Annotated in this window: 27 protein-coding genes; 17 read left to right on the forward strand and 10 right to left on the reverse strand. The window is 68.7% G+C overall.

The annotated features are described in order from the left end of the window. Positions 1-103: 103 nt before the first annotated feature. The 3 genes from MED01_RS20305 to MED01_RS20315 form a co-directional block, all read right to left on the reverse strand. On the reverse strand, positions 104-988 hold the full coding sequence (locus MED01_RS20305; protein WP_238670129.1) for a hypothetical protein: 885 nt from the start codon (positions 986-988) through the stop codon (positions 104-106). A 43-nt stretch (positions 989-1,031) separates the two neighbouring features. Beyond that, the gene (locus tag MED01_RS20310) at positions 1,032-1,751 is read right to left on the reverse strand and encodes a hypothetical protein (protein WP_238670130.1); all 720 of its coding nucleotides are present in this window, start codon (positions 1,749-1,751) and stop codon (positions 1,032-1,034) included. Between the two features lie 94 nt (positions 1,752-1,845). Next, positions 1,846-4,596, reverse strand: coding sequence for an AfsR/SARP family transcriptional regulator (locus tag MED01_RS20315; RefSeq protein WP_238670131.1), 2,751 nt, complete (start codon positions 4,594-4,596; stop codon positions 1,846-1,848). A 152-nt stretch (positions 4,597-4,748) separates the two neighbouring features. Between MED01_RS20315 and MED01_RS20320 the strand changes: the two genes are divergently transcribed. The 3 genes from MED01_RS20320 (at position 4,749) to MED01_RS20330 (ending at position 6,839) form a co-directional block, all read left to right on the forward strand. Then, entirely contained in the window at positions 4,749-5,669 is a 921-nt protein-coding gene (locus MED01_RS20320) for a hypothetical protein (protein ID WP_238670132.1), read from the forward strand. A gap of 80 nt (positions 5,670-5,749) precedes the next feature. Further along, the gene (locus MED01_RS20325) at positions 5,750-6,370 is read left to right on the forward strand and encodes a dihydrofolate reductase family protein (RefSeq protein ID WP_238670133.1); all 621 of its coding nucleotides are present in this window, start codon (positions 5,750-5,752) and stop codon (positions 6,368-6,370) included. Positions 6,371-6,386: 16 nt separating this feature from the next. After that, positions 6,387-6,839 carry a hypothetical protein gene (locus MED01_RS20330; RefSeq protein ID WP_238670134.1) on the forward strand — a complete coding sequence of 151 codons (453 nt, stop codon included), beginning with the start codon at positions 6,387-6,389 and terminating at the stop codon, positions 6,837-6,839. 30 nt (positions 6,840-6,869) lie between these two features. Here MED01_RS20330 and MED01_RS20335 read toward each other — a convergent pair whose 3' ends face one another. The 3 genes from MED01_RS20335 to MED01_RS20345 all read right to left on the reverse strand — a co-directional run bounded on the left by MED01_RS20335 (position 6,870) and on the right by MED01_RS20345 (position 8,642). Further along, positions 6,870-7,424 (reverse strand): hypothetical protein, encoded by a 555-nt coding sequence (locus MED01_RS20335; protein ID WP_238670135.1) that lies wholly within the window; start codon positions 7,422-7,424, stop codon positions 6,870-6,872. Next, positions 7,414-7,962, reverse strand: coding sequence for a hypothetical protein (locus tag MED01_RS20340; protein WP_238670136.1), 549 nt, complete (start codon positions 7,960-7,962; stop codon positions 7,414-7,416). Before MED01_RS20340 ends, MED01_RS20335 begins: the two co-directional genes overlap by 11 nt. 173 nt (positions 7,963-8,135) lie before the next feature. Continuing rightward, entirely contained in the window at positions 8,136-8,642 is a 507-nt protein-coding gene (locus tag MED01_RS20345; RefSeq protein ID WP_238670137.1) for a hypothetical protein, read from the reverse strand. A 117-nt stretch (positions 8,643-8,759) separates the two neighbouring features. On the opposite strand from MED01_RS20345, the gene MED01_RS20350 reads away from it, so the two are divergent. Then, positions 8,760-9,176 (forward strand): hypothetical protein, encoded by a 417-nt coding sequence (locus MED01_RS20350; RefSeq protein WP_238670138.1) that lies wholly within the window; start codon positions 8,760-8,762, stop codon positions 9,174-9,176. A gap of 6 nt (positions 9,177-9,182) precedes the next feature. Here the strand turns inward: MED01_RS20350 and MED01_RS20355 are convergent, their stop codons facing one another. Next, positions 9,183-9,893, reverse strand: a complete 711-nt coding sequence (locus MED01_RS20355; protein WP_238670139.1) for a cytidylate kinase family protein — start codon at positions 9,891-9,893, stop codon at positions 9,183-9,185. Between the two features lie 56 nt (positions 9,894-9,949). On the opposite strand from MED01_RS20355, the gene MED01_RS20360 reads away from it, so the two are divergent. Next, the gene (locus tag MED01_RS20360; RefSeq protein WP_238670140.1) at positions 9,950-10,591 is read left to right on the forward strand and encodes a hypothetical protein; all 642 of its coding nucleotides are present in this window, start codon (positions 9,950-9,952) and stop codon (positions 10,589-10,591) included. Positions 10,592-10,655: 64 nt separating this feature from the next. Here the strand turns inward: MED01_RS20360 and MED01_RS20365 are convergent, their stop codons facing one another. Together MED01_RS20365 and MED01_RS20370 are read right to left on the reverse strand one after the other, a co-directional pair. Beyond that, complete coding sequence (locus MED01_RS20365; protein ID WP_238670141.1) at positions 10,656-11,015, reverse strand: hypothetical protein; 360 nt, start codon at positions 11,013-11,015, stop codon at positions 10,656-10,658. A 47-nt stretch (positions 11,016-11,062) separates the two neighbouring features. Beyond that, positions 11,063-11,773 carry a hypothetical protein gene (locus MED01_RS20370; RefSeq protein WP_238670142.1) on the reverse strand — a complete coding sequence of 237 codons (711 nt, stop codon included), beginning with the start codon at positions 11,771-11,773 and terminating at the stop codon, positions 11,063-11,065. 245 nt (positions 11,774-12,018) lie between these two features. Between MED01_RS20370 and MED01_RS20375 the strand changes: the two genes are divergently transcribed. After that, positions 12,019-12,363 carry a hypothetical protein gene (locus MED01_RS20375; protein WP_238670143.1) on the forward strand — a complete coding sequence of 115 codons (345 nt, stop codon included), beginning with the start codon at positions 12,019-12,021 and terminating at the stop codon, positions 12,361-12,363. A 260-nt stretch (positions 12,364-12,623) separates the two neighbouring features. Beyond that, on the forward strand, positions 12,624-14,000 hold the full coding sequence (locus tag MED01_RS36160) for a tyrosine-type recombinase/integrase (RefSeq protein ID WP_308193528.1): 1,377 nt from the start codon (positions 12,624-12,626) through the stop codon (positions 13,998-14,000). Here the strand turns inward: MED01_RS36160 and MED01_RS20390 are convergent. Continuing rightward, positions 13,997-14,356 (reverse strand): helix-turn-helix domain-containing protein, encoded by a 360-nt coding sequence (locus MED01_RS20390; RefSeq protein WP_238670144.1) that lies wholly within the window; start codon positions 14,354-14,356, stop codon positions 13,997-13,999. The genes MED01_RS36160 and MED01_RS20390 overlap by 4 nt on opposite strands. A 184-nt stretch (positions 14,357-14,540) precedes the next feature. On the opposite strand from MED01_RS20390, the gene MED01_RS20395 reads away from it, so the two are divergent. From MED01_RS20395 to MED01_RS20440, 10 genes are all read left to right on the forward strand, one after another. After that, the gene (locus tag MED01_RS20395; protein WP_238670145.1) at positions 14,541-14,777 is read left to right on the forward strand and encodes a helix-turn-helix domain-containing protein; all 237 of its coding nucleotides are present in this window, start codon (positions 14,541-14,543) and stop codon (positions 14,775-14,777) included. Further along, positions 14,774-15,088, forward strand: coding sequence for a helix-turn-helix transcriptional regulator (locus MED01_RS20400; RefSeq protein WP_238670146.1), 315 nt, complete (start codon positions 14,774-14,776; stop codon positions 15,086-15,088). Before MED01_RS20395 ends, MED01_RS20400 begins: the two co-directional genes overlap by 4 nt. Continuing rightward, positions 15,085-15,261 (forward strand): hypothetical protein, encoded by a 177-nt coding sequence (locus tag MED01_RS20405; protein WP_238670147.1) that lies wholly within the window; start codon positions 15,085-15,087, stop codon positions 15,259-15,261. Before MED01_RS20400 ends, MED01_RS20405 begins: the two co-directional genes overlap by 4 nt. Further along, on the forward strand, positions 15,258-16,040 hold the full coding sequence (locus tag MED01_RS20410) for a phage antirepressor KilAC domain-containing protein (protein ID WP_238670148.1): 783 nt from the start codon (positions 15,258-15,260) through the stop codon (positions 16,038-16,040). The genes MED01_RS20405 and MED01_RS20410 overlap by 4 nt, the downstream gene beginning before the upstream one ends. Positions 16,041-16,159: 119 nt before the next feature. Beyond that, complete coding sequence (locus MED01_RS20415) at positions 16,160-16,411, forward strand: hypothetical protein (protein ID WP_238670149.1); 252 nt, start codon at positions 16,160-16,162, stop codon at positions 16,409-16,411. Beyond that, positions 16,408-16,596, forward strand: a complete 189-nt coding sequence (locus tag MED01_RS20420; RefSeq protein ID WP_238670150.1) for a hypothetical protein — start codon at positions 16,408-16,410, stop codon at positions 16,594-16,596. Before MED01_RS20415 ends, MED01_RS20420 begins: the two co-directional genes overlap by 4 nt. After that, positions 16,593-16,772, forward strand: coding sequence for a hypothetical protein (locus MED01_RS20425; protein WP_238670151.1), 180 nt, complete (start codon positions 16,593-16,595; stop codon positions 16,770-16,772). Before MED01_RS20420 ends, MED01_RS20425 begins: the two co-directional genes overlap by 4 nt. An 89-nt stretch (positions 16,773-16,861) precedes the next feature. Further along, positions 16,862-17,461 carry a VUT family protein gene (locus MED01_RS20430; RefSeq protein ID WP_238670152.1) on the forward strand — a complete coding sequence of 200 codons (600 nt, stop codon included), beginning with the start codon at positions 16,862-16,864 and terminating at the stop codon, positions 17,459-17,461. Beyond that, positions 17,421-18,224: a hypothetical protein gene (locus MED01_RS20435; protein WP_238670153.1), complete on the forward strand. Its 804-nt coding sequence runs from the start codon at positions 17,421-17,423 to the stop codon at positions 18,222-18,224. The genes MED01_RS20430 and MED01_RS20435 overlap by 41 nt, the downstream gene beginning before the upstream one ends. Before the next feature lie 223 nt (positions 18,225-18,447). Next, on the forward strand, positions 18,448-18,663 hold the full coding sequence (locus MED01_RS20440; RefSeq protein WP_238670154.1) for a hypothetical protein: 216 nt from the start codon (positions 18,448-18,450) through the stop codon (positions 18,661-18,663). The last annotated feature ends 190 nt before the right edge of the window (positions 18,664-18,853 follow it).

Consider the following 18,853-nt stretch of genomic DNA (forward strand, 5'->3'; position numbering starts at 1 on the left):
CAGACACTCGTCGGCGCTGCCGTCCGGTGGCAAGCGAACCGGGATCCCGCTCCGCCTCGACCAGGGAGGTCGAGGCGGAGCGGGACCGTCGACGGGCTACCGGTTAGAACCCGCCCCATTGTTTGGCCGAGCATTTCCAGGTCTTCCCGCCGTTCTGCGAGACGCACCAAATGAGGATCTTGCCGAGGATGGGCAGGTTGAGGGTGAAGAGGTGGCCCCGGGTCTTCGCGTACACGACGCCGGACTTCTCGGCGATGTCGGCCAGCGCCCACCCGGGGTCCGGCCCGTCCACTGTCGCCACCCGGCGCATCGACTCGATGTCCTTGCCGTCCAGCAGCGTCTTGATTTCGTCCGCCGTGGGCTCACGTTCGCCGATGAGGGTCTCCACTGTGTACGGACCGTCGGCGGCGACGCCGTTGGCCTTCTCGAAGGCAGCCTTCGTCCCGCCCACAGTGGTGCTGCCATCAAGGTCGAGGGTGAGGATCAGTTCGCCCGTTCGGCGCGACAACAGGCATTCCCAGATGGTCTTGCCCGACGCGACGCACATGGTCAGGCACCACTCCCGGCCGTCGGGGGTGGAGGAGGAGAAGAGCAGTGACGTCGCCGTCCCGCTGTCGCCGCTGCCGTCGTACGCCCCGTCGGCGAGGTCGGCCATGGTGGTGCCGAGGACGCCCCGGCTGCCCGGAATCGTGCCGACGACAGTGACCCCGTCGACCTCCTTGCCGGCGGCGAGCGCTTCGAGTTGGTCGCCGGTGAGGTTCCGCCCGCCGGTGTCGACGGCCAGCACCTTGTCCAGGTCGCCGACGGGTCGGCCGGTCAGGTCCTCGAACTGTCGAAGCATCGTGCCCGGGGCACCGGGGTGGTCGGTGATCGTCGTCCGGGCCTCCCCCTCGGCGGCCTGCGACGGTGCGTACGAAGCGGTCAGCCCGACGATCAGGGCGGTCGTGACGATGGTGGCGCGCCTGGTGATGTCCCGCAGAGTTGTCATCCTGTCCTCATCTCGGTGATCGGTGTCGGCGGGGTGGGCGGGGCTACCAGCGACACGTGACGATGTCGCCGAAGTCGTTGGGGGACCCCAGGTCGCAGTGGTCGTCGATCCACCCACCGATGTCGCTGATGGTGTCCACGATCCAGGCGATCGCCGCCTTGATCGCGCCCCAGATGCTGAAGTAGACGACTGTCGTCTCGGGGGTGCCGCCGGCCTCGTCGATGACGTCCTTCGTCGACATGGCGGCATTGGGCTTCTCGATGATGTCCAGCACCCGTACCCCGGTGGTGTCCTTGCCGGCCAGCAGCGCCTCGACCTGCTCCGGGGTCCGCTCCTTGCCGTCGTCGACCGCCACTATCGCGCGGTCGATCAGCGCCTCTCGACTGCCGCTGACGGCCTGGGCGATGCCGGTCATCTCGCCCACCGTGAGGTCGTTGCCGAGCGCCGGCCCGGTGAACCGCCGCACCGAGACGGCACCCGCCGGGTCGATCCGGATCTCGCCGGCCGTGATCATGTCGTCTGCTGCGAACGGCGCCCAGGCGAACGTCCACTGCCCGGCGACGCAGCGGAACTGGCCGTACTCCCGGCCCTCGGGCGCGGTGTCGGTACGGACGACTTCGCCGCGCTCGTCGACGTGCTGGACCACGCAGTCGGCGCCCTTCTGCGGCGGCTTCTCGGTCTGGGCCACGGCGGCGGAGGACATGGCCAGCACCGTCCCGCTGACCACCCCGATCACCGCGAGGCGGTGTGCCAAACGACTCATCGAACGCTCCATTCCTGATGCGGAAGAAACTGGTGTCCGAAGAGTGGCGGGGAAGGCTGAAGCGGCCCGGAAACGGCGCTGAAAGCGGCGTACGTCAGTGCAGCCGCGTGGCGTCGAGCTGGTCGAGGTCGGCGCGGATCGCGTCGGCGTCGGCGTCGCCCAGCTCGTCGAGGATGGTCAGGGCCCGGCGCCACGCGGCACGGGTGGCGGGGAGGTCGCCGAGCGCCCGGTGGCTGCCGCCGAGATTGACGTACGTGCTCGCTTCGGCGTACCTGTCGTTCACCTGCGTGAAGAGTTCGAGGGCGTGTTCGTAGCAGGCGATGGCGCGCCGGTGGTCGCCGAGCTGGTGGTGGGCGTGGCCGAGGCTGTCCCAGGTGTCGGCCTGCCCCTGGACGTCGTCCACCTCCTGCAACATCCGCAGCGCCTCGCCGCACGATGCGAGGGCATGGTGGTAGTCGCCGAGCAGCGCTTCCTGCCAACCGACAGCGTTGAGGGTGTACCCCTGCCCGGCCCGGTTTCCGGTCCCCCGGAAAAGGGTCAGCGCCCGCCGGGAATGGCGCAGCGCCTGCTGGTGCTGCCCCTGCCGCTCGGCCAGTTGACCGAGGTTCAGGCAGGTGTGCGCCCGCCCGGCGTCGTCACCGAGGTCGGTGAACAGGTCGAGCGCGCGCCGCAGGTGGTCGTCGGCCTCGTCGTACCGTCGGAGCCGGGAGCAGGCGAGACCGAGGCTGCGGTGCGCGTGGCCCTGCCCCGCCTGATCCCCGATGCGGGACGCGGCGGCCAGCGCGATCCGTTGCGTGCCGAGCCAGTCCTGCCAGTGCCCCTGCCGGTGCAGGAAACCGGCGATGGTCCAGGCGAGCCGCCAGGCGTGTCCCTCGAACCCGGAGCGCGCCGCGAGCGGTATTGCGGCGAGGAGGACGGGGACCTCGGTGGTGAACCACGCCGCCGCGGTCGACCGGCCCCTGCGGCGCTCCAGCGTCACGCCCGCCGAGGGTGGCGGGAGGCTGATCTCGCTGAAGTGCGGGTGCAGTGCCAGGTCGGCGGCGTGAGCGGTGTGCAGGCAGTGGTCGAGCAGCCGGTGAATGGCGGCCCGACGCTCGGCCGGCGGCTCGGCCTCGTCGGCGAGGCTGGCGGCGTACGCGCGCAGCAGGTCGTGGAACGCGTAGCGCCCGTACGTGTGCTCGGTGAAGAGATTCGCCCGGGTCAGCTCGGTGAGCAGGGAGCCGGCCGCCTGCCCGTCGACACCGGCCAGGCTGGCCACGGCCGGGGCGGAGACGTCCGGGCCGGGATGCAGGCTCAGCAGCCGGAACAGCCGCGCCGCAGGTGGGCTGAGCGTCCGACACGACCAGGAGAAGACCGCCCGCACGTCGGTGGCCTCGTCGCCTGCGCGGAAGGCGTCCAGGTCGCCCAGCTCGTCGGCGACGGAAGCCAACGAGAAGTGCCGGTTGGTGGCGGCTCTGGCGGCCACGATGGCCAGGGCGATGGGCAGCCGCGCGCACCGGTCGGCGATGGTGTCGGCAGCGGCGGGCTCGGCGGCGACCTGGCGCTCCCCGAGCCGGCGGACCAGCATGTCACGGGCTTCGCCGGGGCTGAGCAGGTCGAGCGGCACCGGTTGGGCGCTTTCGGTGACGACCAGCGGGATGAGCTGGTCGCGGCTGGTGACGATGGCGAGACAGTCCGGTGAGCCGGGCAGCAGCGGCCGGACCTGTTCCGCGTCGCGGGCGTTGTCCAGCACCACCAGCACTCGCTTGCCCGCCACCGTCGTGCGGTACAAGCTCGCCATCGTGTCCGTGTCGCGGGGCATCCGGGCCACCGGAACGCCGAGCGCCTCCAGGAAGCCGTGCAGCGCTCGCGCCGGTTCGGTAGGTGTGCCCGCCGGGTCGAAGCCGCGCAGGTTGACGTAGAGCTGCCCGTCGGGGAAGCGCTCGGCCGCGCGGTGCGCCCAGTGCACGGCGAGGGCGGTCTTGCCGACGCCGGCGGTCCCGGACACCACGACGGCGCCGCCCCGGTCGACCAGCGCGTCGAGGGCCGCGAGCTCCGCGTCGCGTCCGGTGAACGTGGGTACGGGGGGAGGCAACTGCGCCGCGACCCGCGGTGGTGCCGCCGTGGCCGGTGCGGCGATAGCGGTGTCCTGGCGCAGGATGGCGCACTCCAGGTCGCGTAGCCGCGGACCCGGGTCGAGGCCGAGGTTCTCCCGCAGGTTGTCGCGCAGCCGCCGGTACGTGGCGACCGCCTCCCCCTGTCGGCCGTCGCGGTACAGGGCGAGCATCAGCTGCGCGTGCAGGTGCTCGTCGAAGGGGTGCTGTCGGACGAGCCGTTCCAAGCCGGGGACGAGGCTGGCGTGCTCACCGACGGACAGCCGGGCCTCGGCGAGCGATCGTTCGGCCTCCAACCGTAGGCGTGCCAGGTGTTCGGCCTGCTCCTCAAGCCAGGCCGACCCGGCCACATCGGCCAGCGGTGGGCCCCGCCACAGTGCCACGGCGGCCGTCAGGTGCCGTACCTGCTCGTTGCGGTCCGTCGAGCGCCGGGCCAGCTCGATGAGGCGTTCGGCGGCCTGGACATCAGTGGAATCCGGCCCGGTGTCGAGCAGATATCCAGGTTGCCGCGCGACGATCGATCCGGGCTCGCCGAGCACCCCGCGTAGGTAGGAGACGTGGCGTTGCAACGTGTTCGCCGCGGTGGCCGGTAGCTGGTCGCCCCAGACCACGTCGATGAGCCGGTCGATGCTGACGACACGGCCCGCGTTCAGCGCCAACGTGGCCAGTACCGCTTTGCGGCGCACGCCGTTCACCGCCTGCGGACTGCCGCCGACGACCACCTCCACCGGCCCGAGCAGCCTGACGCGCACGCCCGTACCAACCATCGAAATCACCGAATCAAACTAACGTCCCCAGCCCAGCAAACTCGATCTATTCGTCGCGTAATGGACACGATCCACGGGGCACCAGAAACGGACTCCGGGAGCTACCGTCTAGCGCACTACGGCAGGGAGGTGCGCCAATGGGCCATCGGCTGCGGCGCGTCGCGATGCTGCTGCTCGGTGCCGTGTTGCTGGGTACGGTCGGCCTGAGCCTCGGTTCCTGGTACGGCGGTCGCGGTGTCACGCCGCCCAGCGACGACCAGGCGCAGAGCCTGGCAGCGCACCTGCTTCCTGGCGCGGTGCCGGGCGACTCGAGTCTGGTCGAGCACGGCTACCGGTGGGGCGTCAGTCTCGCTGCCGACGACCTGGGCTCGGGCCACACGTCCTTCTGGTACCACGATGGTGACGACTGTGGGCTCGCCGAGAAGCTGCGGCGCAGCGCCGTGACGCAGGGGTGGCAGGGCCTCCGCCGCGTCCCTGGCTACCTGTGCGACGGCTGGCGGGCCGAGCGCGACGGACTGACGGTCACGCTCGACTATTCGGCGAGCGGAGCAGAGCTGACCATCGCACCGGCCGCTCCCGGCAAGTTCCTACCCAGCACGGTCGCTGGCACCCTCGCGGGCGCCGCAGCCGGCGCGGCGCTGTTCGGGTGGGTGGCACGGCGACGTCGACCCGTACGCCTGCTGGTCTGCACCCTGGTGACGGCTGGCCTCCTCCCGGGCGTCGCCCTCACCTGGACGGCCCTGGGCCCGGGCATCGTCACCGAGCCGGTCTGGCCCGTCTGGCCCGCTCTCGCTGCCCTGCTGGTGCCCCTGTGGCTCGTGCTCCTCCTGGTCGGCGTGTATGCCTTCCCGAAACGCGAGACCGAGACCGACTCCAGCTCTCGGGTCACGGCGGTGGTGGTGAGTGTCGCGTGCGCGCTGGCCCCCGTGGTGATGGTCGCCGCGCTGCTCTTCATGTTCGTTCGAGCGCAGCCCGACCGTCCGACTGCCGTCGACCCCGTCGTGCCGTGGCCGACGACCGAAGGCGCCAACGTCCAACCGTCCCCGTCCTTCCGATAGGTGCCAGAACTTCAATGCACGATCTGGATCAGGGATGGCCGTAGGCTGGCCTCGCCCACGAGTCGCCGATGGAGGGCGCTGTGACCACACGTAACGGCAAGGTGATCGCCGACCAGACCATCTTCGCCGACGGGTACTCGGCCGGGCTGAACCAGAGCGAGGAACGCCCGTTCGGCGACGACGGTGGTGACGGCTGGGGCCGTGGGCTGCACGCCTGGATGTTCGACGCCGCCGAGGAGAACCAGGCCGAGCTCGAACTGAGCAACGCCGCCTCAGCGGTCATCATGGGCCGCAACATGTTCGGCCCGGTGCGCGGCGGATGGGATCGGCAGTGGAACGGCTGGTGGGGTGACGACCCACCGTTCCACAAGCCGGTGTTCGTGCTCACCCATCACGCACGCGAGCCACAGCCGATGACGGGCGACACCACCTTCCACTTCGTCACCGACGGGATCGAGTCGGCGCTCGCGCAGGCTCGCGCGGCGGCCGGTGGCGGCGACATCCTGATCCACGGCGGTGCGACCACCATCAACCAGTACCTCGCCGCCGGTCTGGTCGACGAGCTGCGGCTGCACATCGTGCCGGGCACCCTCGGCGCCGGCGTCCGGCTGTTCGAGGGCGTCCCGCCGCTGAACCTCGAACAGGTGACGGCGCGTGCGGCGAGCACGGTCCTGCACGTCACCTACCGCGTGCTCTCCTGAACCGACGGAGGATGCGTTGTCTGCCATCGCGTCACTGACAGTGATCCCCAGGGACAGCATCACCGAGCTGGCTCGCCTGGCCCGCACATCGCCATCGTCGTTCCGCGCGTACCTGGCCGAACACGGGAGCAGGGCGCGGCAGGAGTACGACTGGTCCGGCTACTGCATGCTGTACGTCCTGACCTATCTGGAGGAACGCGGCATCGACCTGGAACCGCCGGAGTTGCATGCCGAGTCGGAGGCCATCAACAGCGCGTACGGCCTGACCACGCTCATCACTCCAGCCCCGCGGTTCCTGGCCCAGCTCGATCCCGGCGCGCACCGCGAAGAGGAGTTGACCGCCCACTTCGAGGACATGGGGATGGACTTCGAGGAGAGCGGCACAGTCGGTCTGGACACGCTGAGGCTGTTGCGCGACAGCATCTCCGAACTCAGCGACGACGACGTGTTGCTGCTGCACATCGGCTGAGGGCGACGGCTGTCGTCGGATGCCCGGCGACTACCGGGACCGTCTGTCGCGGCGGGTGAGGGACCGACCGGCCGCGTCCTGAACGGCGACTGAAACCGAGTTCTTGCCAGACCAGTCCGGGCCGGTTGGTGCGGCCTGCACCACGAAGCGCCTGGACCCGTCGGAGCCGTGGACCTTGAGAGGCACCAGTTCGGCGTTGCGGAAGCGGGCCTGGACATCGCCGCCGTCCGCGGCCACCTCCGCTCGGGCGGCCGCGGCGGGGAGCATGCCGAAGAGGATCGGGGCGGCGGCGCCGCGGAGCGTACGGACGCTGAGCTCGTAGTTCTGCAGAACTCCGGACTCGGTGCAGGTGCGTTCCACTGTCGCGCCGTCCTGACGCAGGTAGAGACACTCGCCCCAGGTGCTTTCCCGAACCTGGACCACCGACCAGTTCACGCCGCCGGTCGTGCCTTCGGTGAGTAACCGGGGACCGGTGACGGCGGGCCGACGCCCGTCCCAGCCCTCCCAGTTGAGGCCGCCGACCACGGCGAGACCACCGAACACCACCACGATGGCCACCACGGTGCGGGTGCGGCTAGTAGACAAGCAGATCACCGCCTTGCGCGTCGTGCAGCCGCAGCGACACGACCTCGACCCGGTCGCCGGCGTCGGGTACGTACACGGCGTAGACCCGGTAGGCGTCGTGACCCGATGCGATGGTGGCCGCCTCGCGTGGCGTTCCGTCGCTCAGGGTGATCTGGATTGACGTGGCGGCGGCCGGCACGATGCCGTAGAGGATCGCCTCCGGCAGGCGCCGGCCCAGACGCTCCGAGTGGACCTGCTCGGCCCGCCCACCAGCCAGCCAGCCGTCGCCGTCTGCCACCCGTGGCCAGGCGCAGTCCTTGCCCGCCTCTCGCCAGTTGACGTACGGGTCGGAGAACGTCTCCCGCTCAAGTTTGGCGCAGCGGACATCGAACGAACCGGTGACCCGGAGCCGGTAGTTGTCGCCCTCGTCGAGGGTGAAGAAAGCGACGTTGCTCTTCCACCGGTCACCGACGGCGAGATAGGTCCAGCCGGAGACCGCCAGCAGAACGAGAAGGACGATGAGGCCCCGGCGTACGGCCTTGCGCGGTGCGGCGGTCATGCGGCGCTCCTCGGTGGGTGTGACGCACTCAAGGTAGCGCCGACGCACCAGCGTCTCGGGGAGACCGAATGCCTACCCTGTCAGCTCGCCGTGCCAGGCCAGACCGTGACACGAATCTTCCACCCGCCGCTCATGGGCTCGACGAACTCGACGACTGCGACATGCAGGTCGCCCTACGTGCGAACGCAGTACCGACTCCCCTTGGCGAATCTTGAGTTGCTCGTCGCGAAGCTGTTGAGCTGCGAGATGCAGTCCTGTCGCTGCGGTGCACCGGGCTTGTCCCACTTCGCCAGACCGGACCAGGCCGGGTAGCTCTGCAACAAAGTTCCGGCGTAGTAGATATCGATGCTCGGGTCCGGGGCCGTGGCGACCTTCGGTGGGTCCGCGTCGAGGTCGACACCGTTGTTGGCGAAGAGCACCTCGTACGGCCCCGCGCCCGCTCGGTCGACCGGACCGGGACGCGTTGGCGTCGTCCCCGCTGAACTGGGCGCGATGGAAGGCGTCGAAGTCGCCCCGGTGGACGTCTGCTGACCGCCGTCCGCGCCGAAGCCGCCGATCTGGTGCACAAAGGCCGCGGCACCCACGATCGCGGTGATCAGGGCTGCGATGGCGGTGAGCATCCCGGCCATCGTCTGCCAGAACGGCTCCCGTCGACCGGAGCCGTGCTGCGGATCAGTCACGCTCTTTCCTTCCGCTACCTGGCACTCGCGCTGATCATCGCATGACCACGCCACTCGTCGATGCCTCCGGCCAACGCCTTTGATGTGATGGACATCGACAGTCGTAGGATGCCCGCCGTGGGATACACGGTGTGGCCGTCAGGCCGTTTGCATCTACCGGAGTCGGACGACACCGCCGCGGTCGCCGCCGCCAAAGCCGCCATGGCTGAACATTCTGTTTGGTACAGACCCGATGCGTCTCCGTCGGATGACACGCTTGTCGACATAGCGTGCGAGGCCAGGGCCTCGATCACCCGTGACGGGGACTGGATCGAGTTCAATCATGACGACGAGGGCGACCCCAAGTGGTCGAACCAGGCCACGGCCTTCTACGTCGGGATCGCGCCGTTCGTTCGCTCCGGCACGGTCCAGATTCAGGGCGAGGACGGTACCCGCTGGTCCTACGCCTACGCGAACGGGCAGATCACCCAACAGGGTTGGAACGGTTGGGACGGATCCGTCGAGCCGTTCGGCGATTATGTGGACCACCCGTAGGCGCTGTCACTCACCGGCCGCCCGGACTTCGGAGTGCGGGTCTTCTCGCCGGGGAGTCTCCCAGACCGGCCGCTGGGGCTCGTCGTTGTGCACGACGATGTCGGCGTTCCGGATGGGGCGAGCCGTAGCGAAGTAGAGCTGCTGCGAGGGGATGTAACGCTCGCGCCAGCGCCGCTCGATATCGACCCGGCTCGACACCCGGCGCTCTCGGATCACGGCACGGTCCACTGTCTTCTCGAGTGCCGTCGACACGAAGACGCGCAGGTCCCACCGGTCGACCAGTTCCGGGCGCAGGAGGAAGACGCCGTCGAAGACGAGCACGGCGTCGGCCGGGGCGGTCGTGACCGGCGGGGACAGCACGGCATCCGCGTTGCGGTCGTAGACAGCGGGCTGGAAGCGCCGATCTCCGCCCGGCCCCAGCGGATCGAGCAGCACCCGGTTCAGCGCCGCGTAGTCGTGGGTGTCGTAGTAGCAACCTTCGGCCGAGTACTCACCGCGCGGGTAACGCTGCGCCCGGGGGAAGAGGAAGTCGTCGATAGTCGCGCGGATGACGTCGCGGCCCTTCTCGCGCAGGACGACGGCCAGCTCATCGGCGAGGGTGGTCTTCCCGGCGGCGGGCGGCCCGTCGATGGCGACCCGCGTCGGGTGGGCGACAGCGACGGACCCGACCACCTCAGCCAGGTGCCCGAGCAACTCGTCACGAGTGCCTTGAACCATGACTCCCCGTCCTCACGACATCCATCAAGGTCGTTCACATCACGTACGGTCTGGCGATGATGGCACGGATCCTGGCGCACCTTCGCCCACCGCTCGTCGTGTGCGGACAACTGGTTGCCCTGGTGTTGCTCACCCTGGACGCGCGCCGTGAATGGAGTGCGTACGGGCTTGTCGTGCTGCTCCTGTTGCTCGGTGCGCTTGCCGCGATACCAGCGGCGTTGGTCGACTCGCCGAGGTTCCGGCCGATCAGCCTGGTCGCACAGACCGTCGGAGCCGGCGTCGTCGCGCTGGCTCTCCACGACTCGACCGACAAGCGGGCCCTCTGGGTGTACGCACTGTCCGCCCTGGTCGCGGTGATCGCGCCGGTCAGCCGGCCAGGGCTCGGCCGGGCGACGGTGATCGGCGTGGGCTCGGCGCTGGCGCTCACCATCGGCGTGTCGGCTCCAGCACTGGCCTGGGATGGTGGTCAGCCCGAGGCGGTGGTCTGCGTGCCGCAGGGGGATTCCGCTGAGGAGCTGGTGCGCGAGAGCCACCGCTTCGACCCGAACAACGTGGTTGCGGGCTTCGGGTCAGAAGGGCCGCAAGCGCCGTGCCTGGAAGTGTTCTTCGACCCCGGTGCCACCGACGGCGACGCCGACGACGTCGTCCGCCGCTACTCCGAGGACCCGAGGGTCTCCTCCGTCAGCCGGACACGCTGACACTCGGCGCACAGGTGCGCCGGACCTCGATACTCCAGGCTCGTGGTGTGCGTGGCGGGGGGCGCTACCCCTCCGCCGGCAAGTCGTGAAACCACCGGCGGGACGAGGCGGGCACCAGCAACAGGCCGACGATGACTGCCGCAGCGACGATCTGCAGCAGCCCTAACCCACCAGCCTCGGTGATCGTGACGACGCTGTACCCCACGCTGACAGTCGAGAAGACGGTCGTCCAAAACCGGGCCCGCCCGCTCCCACGCCACAAGCCGTAAGCCAACGCCAGGAGAAGAAGTACGCCTATCAACCCGGTGGCAACGGATGGACCATTCGCAAACATCATCGACGCCGGGATGACGGCGCCCACAAGCAGAAGCACGGCGGCGACGGCGACCGGCATCGGAATGCGTCGCTGGCTCTGCTCGATCATCGGCTCATGCTAGGCGTCATTCATTCGGTCCACTAGGCTGCGGCCCGCTACAGCACCACCGGGACCAGTTCGATGCCGCACATCGTCACGTGGGGCTCAACCAGTCGCTTGGCCTCCTCGGCATCCTTCTCGGTGAGGAAGACGCCGAGGTTGTGCCACCTCCGACGGCCGTCCTGCTCGGTCAATGCAGTCAGCAGGTGCAGGTAGCGGTGTCGTTCCCGGCGTACGCCCTCTGGTAGACCGGTGAGGAACGCATCCGCCACCTTCTGTGGCGAGGCGATGTCCAGCTCGCCGCCGACTCCGCTGAGCGGCTTGACTGGCCACATCGGGTCGTACGGACTGAACGTGTTGAAGAACGAGGGCTGTACATCCGACAGCTCGCCCTCGCACCACCCGACATTGACGGTGATGACGTGGCCGGTCACCCCTTCACTCTCCAGCACGAGCACCCTGGCATTCTCCGAGCGGTAGCCGTCGTCACTGATGTCACCGCAGATCCGCGTGGCCTCGTCCCTGGTCGCGCACCGGATCACCAGCCCGTGGTACGCCGCCTGGATCTGCACGGCATCGACCGGGTTGAACAGCACCTCGATCGTCGTCGGAAGCCGGCCGCGACCCTCGGGCATCTGGTCCGCCCGCAGCAGAAGCTGGCCGTACGTCGCCGAGTACGACCACAGCGCGAACAGCCGCTCGCTGCGGAAGAGTTCGACACCCGGGCGGAAGTCCTCGTCACGGTCGAGCCAGACCTTCGACGTCATCAGGTCACCCTCCGACACCGCGACGGCGATGGTCAAGATCAGGATTCCGAAGCTCGGGTGTCACAGCGGTTGGGGCGAATCTCCTCGTCGGCTCGACGGTGCGGGCGTCGAGGTGACATGACCGAGCCACACTTCTACGGCGCTGCCAAAGCTGGGCCCATGGTGGTCTGAGGATCGTGCCGTTAGCGCGGGGGCCCGAAGCGTCAGCTTGAGAGGCGCCGATGTCCAGCTGTAGCGTTCTCCCAGTGGGACGGCTAGTGGACCGGCACCGTGATCTCGCCGGGTGGTTGGTGACGCCGCTGTTCACCCTGGTAGCCGCTCCAGTGTTGGCCTGCCTCGTCGGGGTGTTGGGAAGCCTCGGGGACCACAACGGCCCACCGGCCCTGTGCAAGGAGGCCATGGCGGAAAACATGTGCGAGGAGACCAGCCTCGGGGTGGTCGGCGTACATGTGGTCATCTCAGGCGGCATGTGGTTGCTGCTCTGGGTCATTCCGTGGTGGCGAGGTCTTCGCACAGTGCGCGTTCTGCTGGCCGTCGCCGCGACCGTCGTTCTCGTACTCCTACCAGTACGGATGTTCAACTGGTCCTGACACGCCTGACAATCGCGCGTCGCGTTTCGGAGCAGCCTGCGCTGGGGCGAACTGGCCACGCTACGAATGGTGGGGCGGGCGGGGCTCGAACCCGCGACCGAGGGATTATGAGTCGGTGCCGGAAGTAGGGCCTGACCTGCGTCGGATTGCCCCACCGCAGGTCAGCAGTGGTGCTGGCACGACACGGGACGACACACAACGACCTGGGAGGCGCATTTGGTGACCCCATGGGGTCACCAAGTTCGGCTACCTTCCAACGCATGGCGACGATCGAGCATCGGGCCCAATCGGTGCGGGTGTGCTGGCGGCTCGGCGGCACCCGCGACGGCGCGCGCATGTCCGCGCCGTTCACCGCGGCTGACCCGGTGGCGGCTCTCGCTTTGGCGATGCAGGCCAAGAAGCTCGTTGAGGCGTACGAGCACCGGATCACCCGCGACGAGGTGCTGCGCATCATCCTGCCTGAGGAGGAGGAAACCTCAACCCTTGGCGGCATCACCCTCGCCGACTGGGCAAAGCTCTGGTACGAGGACCGCAAGCCTGTCAACCCTGACGTGCCCGGCATGGATGACATCCAGCTCGACACTCTTGAAAAGTACATGCAGATCCTGCGGTCGCGAGTGCTCCCGTATCTCGGTCACAAGTTCCTGGCTGAACTCACCGCCGAAGAGAGCGGTGAGAAGACCCTCAAGGAGTGGGTGCGGGCGCTGCGGAAGTCCCGGGTGAAGCGCACGAAGAGCAACCCGGGCGGGAAGCCGATCTCCGCCAGCTCCGTCCGTGCCGCACACGTCGTCCTGCACATGGTGCTGGGTGCCGCGGTGCCGCGTTTCATCCCGTTCAACCCGGTCGCCCGGCAGGGTGGTGAGCGGAAGAACCGGCTCGGCCTGCCGAAGGCGCGAGCGTTCGAGGGCATGTTCCTCGACGTGTGGGAGGTCGAACGGATTGCCCAGTACTGCGACGACCAGATCCGCGACCTGTGGTTCGTCCTTGTCAGCACCGGCCTGCGGTTGGGTGAACTGTTGGTGTTGCGGGTTCAGGACGTCACCGTGGAGGGCAAGGAGCCTGAGGTTCGGGTTCGGCGGGCGTTGAAAAGCGACGGGTCGATCGGGTTGCCGAAGTCGGAGACGTCAGTTCGGGCGGTGTCGGTGTCCACGGAGGTGGCCGCTGTGCTCGCGGCGCGGTGCAAGGGTAAGGGGCCCCGGGGGTTGATCTTTCCGTGTCCGGGCAAGAAGCGGACTAGGGGCGCGGAGCAGACGTGGGCGGAGAACAACCTGTACCGCAGGCATTGGCTGCCGGCCGTTGCGGAGGCGATGCGGTGTTCGGAGCACCCGCCGCCGGAGCCGCCGAAGCCGGCCCGGGGTCCGCGTCGGAGGTTGCGCTTTGACGAGGTGTCGACGTGTGCATGCCCTGGGGTGCTGCGCCGCCGGCCCCGCCTGCATGACGGCAGACATACTCATGCCACTGACCTGATCCGCGACGGTTGGGAGCTGCACGATGTGCAGCGGCGGTTGGGCCACGCCTCGCCGGTCACGACGCTCACGATCTACGGGCACGCGTGGGATGGGCCGAAGCGGAAGATGCTCGACGAGTTGGCGGAACGCCGCAGGAAGAAGCTTCTACTGGACGACGAGGCGGCCTAAGCCCCGCGGTCGCGGGCTTCCTGTTGTTCGGCCTCCCGCAGCCGGGTGATCTGTTCGAGCAGCGAGTCGGCCCACCGGCGCAGCGGCCCCGATCTGTTCGGGTTGGCGCCGATCGCGCGCACGGCCTCTTCGAGCTGGCTGAGGGTTGGGCCTTCGAGGGGTGTGGGTTGCCCGCCGCCGAGGATGCTTCGGATGCTGCCGGGCGCCCATTCGAGTGCGCGTTCGATTCCTGCGTAGTTGTGGGGCAGTGTTTTGCGCGCGTCGGATTCGAGGTTGATCCATGTTCCGCGTGCGATTCCGGCTTGGTCGGCGGCGGTGTTTACGGTCAAGCCCAGGCGTTCTCGGCGCTCGCGCACGATGGCTCCGAGTGTTGGTTGCCACTCCCCAGCGTTAACCACGCATCGAATCGTCGCAGTACAAGGATGTGCAATGAAAGGCGGGGGGCGAAGGTTGAACCCGATTGGTCCGGGTTGAACATGATGCAACTTGCTTGGCCGCGTCCCTAGCTCAGGCGTTGCACACTGTTGTACAGTGTTGGACATGACCTACGAGCACGCCAGCGTAGAGATCGACGGGACAAAGCTCCGCCGACTCCGCAAGGACGCCGGGCTCAACGTCGTCCAACTAGCCGACAAACTCGGCATCTCCTTCAGCTACCTCGCGGCGATCGAACGCGGGGACCGCCCAACAGTGCCGCCTGCCCGTTACATCACCATCTGCGACGCGCTCGGCATCGAAGACCGCACCACCCTGCACAAGATGCGGGCAGCCGCGTGAACGCCGACACGCCGCTGACACTGCCCGAGGTGGCCGCGTTGACCGGGCTTTCGCTGCGCTCGATCGAGCGCGGTTGCCGCAACGGCACGATCGAGCACACGCCGATCGGCGACGGCACCATCAAGCAGCACCGGCGCATGTACCCGCATCAGGTGGAGAAGCTGCTCGAAGCGCGCAGGCAGGGGGCCACCCAGCCGTTGGCGCGGGCGGGGACGCAGCCACCGGAGGTGGAACCGGTTGACCCCCTGGCCGAGGCTCGCGCGGCTTCCCGCCGGCTGAACGCCCGCCGCCTCACGGGTCGTGCCGCATGAGCCCCGACCTGATCGTCCACGAAGCCGGCACCGCCAAACGGCTGCTCACCATGCCCGACCACTACTCGGTCGAGGTGGGCGACTACCTGCCCTACGTTGTTGAGGGCGCGCCCCAGGTGCTCGAACTGCTCAACCTGCGGGCCAAAGCCAACGCTGAGGCTGCACGCCGATGACGACCCTCGCGCAGGTGTTCGAGTACGACGCCACCCAGATCCGCACGCTCTCGCTTGACGGCAAGCCGTGGTTCGTCGTCGCGGACCTCTGCCGGATCCTGGATCTGTCCAACCCGACGATGGCCGCGAATCGTCTCGATGCCGATGACCTAAGCACTGCTGAGGTCATCGACGGCATGGGCCGCACCCAGCAGGCGCGCATCGCCAGCGAGTCTGGGCTGTACGAGCTGGTCTTCCAGTCGCGGAAGCCGGAGGCGCGGTCGTTCCGCCGTTGGGTGACCAACGAGGTGCTGCCCGCGATCCGATCAACCGGACGCTACGAGGCGCCACAGGCTCCCGCGCTTCCGCAGACGTACGCGGCGGCTCTGCGGGAGCTGGCGTCCACGGTCGAGCAGCGCGACGCCGCACAAGCGCAGCTGGCCGTCGCCGCCCTCAAGGCCGAGTCGTGGGACACCCTCGCGTCCGCTGATGGTGACTTCTCCGTCGGTGACGCCGCGAAGATTCTCAGCCGCGACCCGGTGATCAAACTCGGTCAGGGCCGCCTGTTCACGGTCCTCCGTGACCTGGGCTGGCTGTACCGGCAGCGCGGCGACCAACGCTGGCGCGTCTATCAGCAGCACATCGAAGCCGGACGGCTGTCTGAGTTGCCGTCTTCCCACTATCACCCGCGCACCGGCGAACTGGTCCTTGACCCGCCTCAGGTGCGTGTGACGGCCAAGGGCATCGCTGAACTGCACCGCCACCTGGGCGCGACCAGCGTGCCGCAGATCGACCCCTGACATGAGCGAGCGCCCACCGGGGCCCACCGGTGAGCGCCTGCCGCTCCATCACCACACCCGATCCACAGTGAGGACTTCGGATGACGATGACGACTTCAACGATAGACCAACCTAACCGTTTGGCCGATACCGCTACCCGTGTTCTGCCCGGCCCGTCGGATGACGCGGCGTGGACTGCGGAGACGGTGGCCGACATTGCCCGCGTAACCGTCGATGAGCGGGCGCACGCCCTCGCCCACCCGGTGCCGCAGCACGGCTGCCCGTATGGCGAGTGCGCCGGGGGGCAGGTCGCCTACCGGAACCCGGCTGCTGAGCTGACCTGGATCGAGGACGCCCGGTGGTCGCCGGTCCGGCACGAGGTGACCGCGTGACCACCGGCCGCATCTCCGGGGATTCGGTGCCGTCGTGGGACGAGTCGGAGGCCCGCGCGTCGCACGCGGAGTGGCAGCGGATGGAGAACCGGCGCCAGTGGGTGTGGATTCTCGGGTGTGCTGCCGTGGCGGCTGTGGTGTTGGTGTCGGCGCTGCTGCTGCTGAACGGCGGTGAGGTCGTATGACCGCCGGACTGTTGCGCCTGGTGCCGACGGATGGCCGCCCGCCGACGGTGCTGCCGTTCAAGGCCGAAGACGTGCCGGCGGCGTTGCGGCTGCTGGGCCGGTACGCGGCTGCTCAGTCGGTGCGGTCGGGTCGGCGCCGGGTCGAGTTCGTGGTCGGTGGCGGTGACGCCGCGTGAGTGATCCACCCGCTGTCGGAGCGCAGGCGCGTGACGTTCCCGCAGCCCGCAACCGCTCCCCCCGCCCTCAGCCTGTCAGGAGATTCCCGATGACCCGTACCCAGCGCACCGCCCTTCTCGGCGCCGCCTACATCGCAACGATCGTTGCCGCGAACCTCGCCACCGCATGGGTCGGCGTCATCGGCTGGCCGCCTGTTGAAGTCACGGCAGGCACTCTCGCCTTCGGTGCGTCCTTCGTTTTCCGCGACGCCTTGCACGAGGTGGCTACCAAAACCTTCGGCAAGTCGCGTGGCAGGGCGGCAGTCTTCGCCGCGATCGCCGCCAGCTCGGTTATCTCTGCGTTGCTCACCTACGCGCTCACGGACCACCCGCAGCCGTGGCGGATCGCCGCAGCATCCGGTATTGGCTGCTTGTTCGCCGAAGGCAGCGACATGCGGGTGTTCATCTGGTTGCGAGAGCGCACCCGAGCCGGGGCGTGGATCCTGTCCAACCTCGTCGCCGCGCCCATCGACAGTGTCCTGTTCCTGTGGATCGCCGGGTTCCCGGTCGGCGGCTGGTGGGCGCAGACGGCGGTCAAGTTCGTCATCGGCCTCATCGTCACCGGCCTGTACTTCCTGGTCGAGAAGCCCCGCAAGGAGGTGACCAGCGGTGATGTACTTCGGGACCGCCTCCACCGAGCGAGTGCGTGACGCCATGCGCGCCGACTACCTCGGGCAGATCGTCACCCCCGCAGCCGGCAACCGGTACGAGGAGTGGGTCACGTTCATCGTCGACAACAGCATCTACTCCGACGAGTATCCCGGCGACCTGGGCTACCTGCGGATGCTCGAAGAACTCTCCGACTACCGGTCCCGCTGCCGGTTCGCCGTTGCCCCGGACGTCGTCGCCGACCACCAGGCGACGTTGGAGCGGTCGTGGCCGATGCTGCGGCCCATCCGCGAGGTCGTCGGCCGCGTCGCCCTCTGCGCCCAGAACGGGGCCACCCCCGACGACATGCCGTGGGACTACATCGACGCCGTGTTCCTGGCCGGGATCGTCGAGTGTGTGCCCTGCGGGCTGGTGCCGGACCTCGCCGAGCTGCGCGACCTTAAAGCCCGAGGCAACCCGTGCCCTCGCTGCCGTGTGCGGATGGAGGAGTGGAAGGTCTCCGCAATGGCCGCCGCTATCACCGCCGAGGCGAAGCGGCGCGGCAAGTGGGTGCACATGGGTCGGGTCAACTCCGATAAGCGCATCCGGCGGGCACGGGAGATGGGCGTCGACTCCGGCGACGGCACGTACATCGCGAAGGGTCCGGACATCAACCTGATCCGGTTGCTCGGCTGGCTGTACCCGGACGACTTCCGGTGGATGCGCGCCGAGCAGCGACCGACAACCGCCCAGCATGCCCAACGTGGCCTACCAGACGACCTTTTCAGTCAGGGCCAGTTGTTCGATTTTGCGGCGGTGGCGTGATGGCTGTCGACCTGAGCCAGGCAATCGCTTGGTACGAGGCGGAAGAGTGCGCAGCCCGATGTGACTGCTGCGGCAAGGTCCGCAGCGGTGCGGGCGACACCTTTGTGCAGCCTGACGGGCGGCGGTTCTGCGGCAACTGTGACGGCGGCGAGCAGCCGAGGTGCGTTAACTGCGGGTTCAGGCGGGCGGTGCTGACCGCTCGGCGGCCTGCTGGTGACGTCCGATGACCCGCCGAATGGTGCGCCGCTGCTTGGCTGCGTCGGCTGCCGCTCTTGTGGCGGGTGTGGTTGCGCCGCTGTCCGCGGCTGCGGTCCTCAACGTTGATTTCGATCCGCAGGGCGCGGTTGTTGTGGCGTTGGCGGCGGTGTTCCTGCCCCAGTTTTTGATCGCGGGGGTCCTGCTGCAAGTTGAGCGGCCTGCCCCGGGTGGTGTGCGGTGACCCGGGCGTTGACCAAGCCGCCTTTGGGTGCCCGGTATCAGTGTGGTGGCCCGTGCGCGTACTGCGGGGAGCCGATTGTGCGGCTGGTGGTGGCGGGGTCGAGCCCGTCGCAGTGGTTGCACACCCCGAACCGGCTGCACTGTTTGAGCCCGTTCCGGGAGGTCACGGACCGGGTTGCCGCCCCACGCCC

It is taken from the genome of Micromonospora alfalfae, assembly GCF_022230925.1.
GTDB lineage: Bacteria > Actinomycetota > Actinomycetes > Mycobacteriales > Micromonosporaceae > Micromonospora > Micromonospora alfalfae.

Coding starts and splice junctions, on each gene's coding strand:
- MED01_RS20370 (WP_238670142.1), bottom strand. CDS start 11,773: ATGACGTCGAAGGTCTGGCTCGACCGTGACGAGGACTTCCGCCCGGGT.
- MED01_RS20395 (WP_238670145.1), top strand. CDS start 14,541: ATGACCTACGAGCACGCCAGCGTAGAGATCGACGGGACAAAGCTCCGC.
- MED01_RS20360 (WP_238670140.1), top strand. CDS start 9,950: ATGATGGCACGGATCCTGGCGCACCTTCGCCCACCGCTCGTCGTGTGC.
- MED01_RS20430 (WP_238670152.1), top strand. CDS start 16,862: ATGACCCGTACCCAGCGCACCGCCCTTCTCGGCGCCGCCTACATCGCA.
- MED01_RS20355 (WP_238670139.1), bottom strand. CDS start 9,893: ATGGTTCAAGGCACTCGTGACGAGTTGCTCGGGCACCTGGCTGAGGTG.
- MED01_RS20310 (WP_238670130.1), bottom strand. CDS start 1,751: ATGAGTCGTTTGGCACACCGCCTCGCGGTGATCGGGGTGGTCAGCGGG.
- MED01_RS20365 (WP_238670141.1), bottom strand. CDS start 11,015: ATGATCGAGCAGAGCCAGCGACGCATTCCGATGCCGGTCGCCGTCGCC.
- MED01_RS20305 (WP_238670129.1), bottom strand. CDS start 988: ATGACAACTCTGCGGGACATCACCAGGCGCGCCACCATCGTCACGACC.
- MED01_RS20425 (WP_238670151.1), top strand. CDS start 16,593: ATGACCGCCGGACTGTTGCGCCTGGTGCCGACGGATGGCCGCCCGCCG.
- MED01_RS20410 (WP_238670148.1), top strand. CDS start 15,258: ATGACGACCCTCGCGCAGGTGTTCGAGTACGACGCCACCCAGATCCGC.
- MED01_RS20405 (WP_238670147.1), top strand. CDS start 15,085: ATGAGCCCCGACCTGATCGTCCACGAAGCCGGCACCGCCAAACGGCTG.
- MED01_RS36160 (WP_308193528.1), top strand. CDS start 12,624: ATGGCGACGATCGAGCATCGGGCCCAATCGGTGCGGGTGTGCTGGCGG.
- MED01_RS20440 (WP_238670154.1), top strand. CDS start 18,448: ATGACCCGCCGAATGGTGCGCCGCTGCTTGGCTGCGTCGGCTGCCGCT.
- MED01_RS20340 (WP_238670136.1), bottom strand. CDS start 7,962: ATGACCGCCGCACCGCGCAAGGCCGTACGCCGGGGCCTCATCGTCCTT.
- MED01_RS20320 (WP_238670132.1), top strand. CDS start 4,749: ATGGGCCATCGGCTGCGGCGCGTCGCGATGCTGCTGCTCGGTGCCGTG.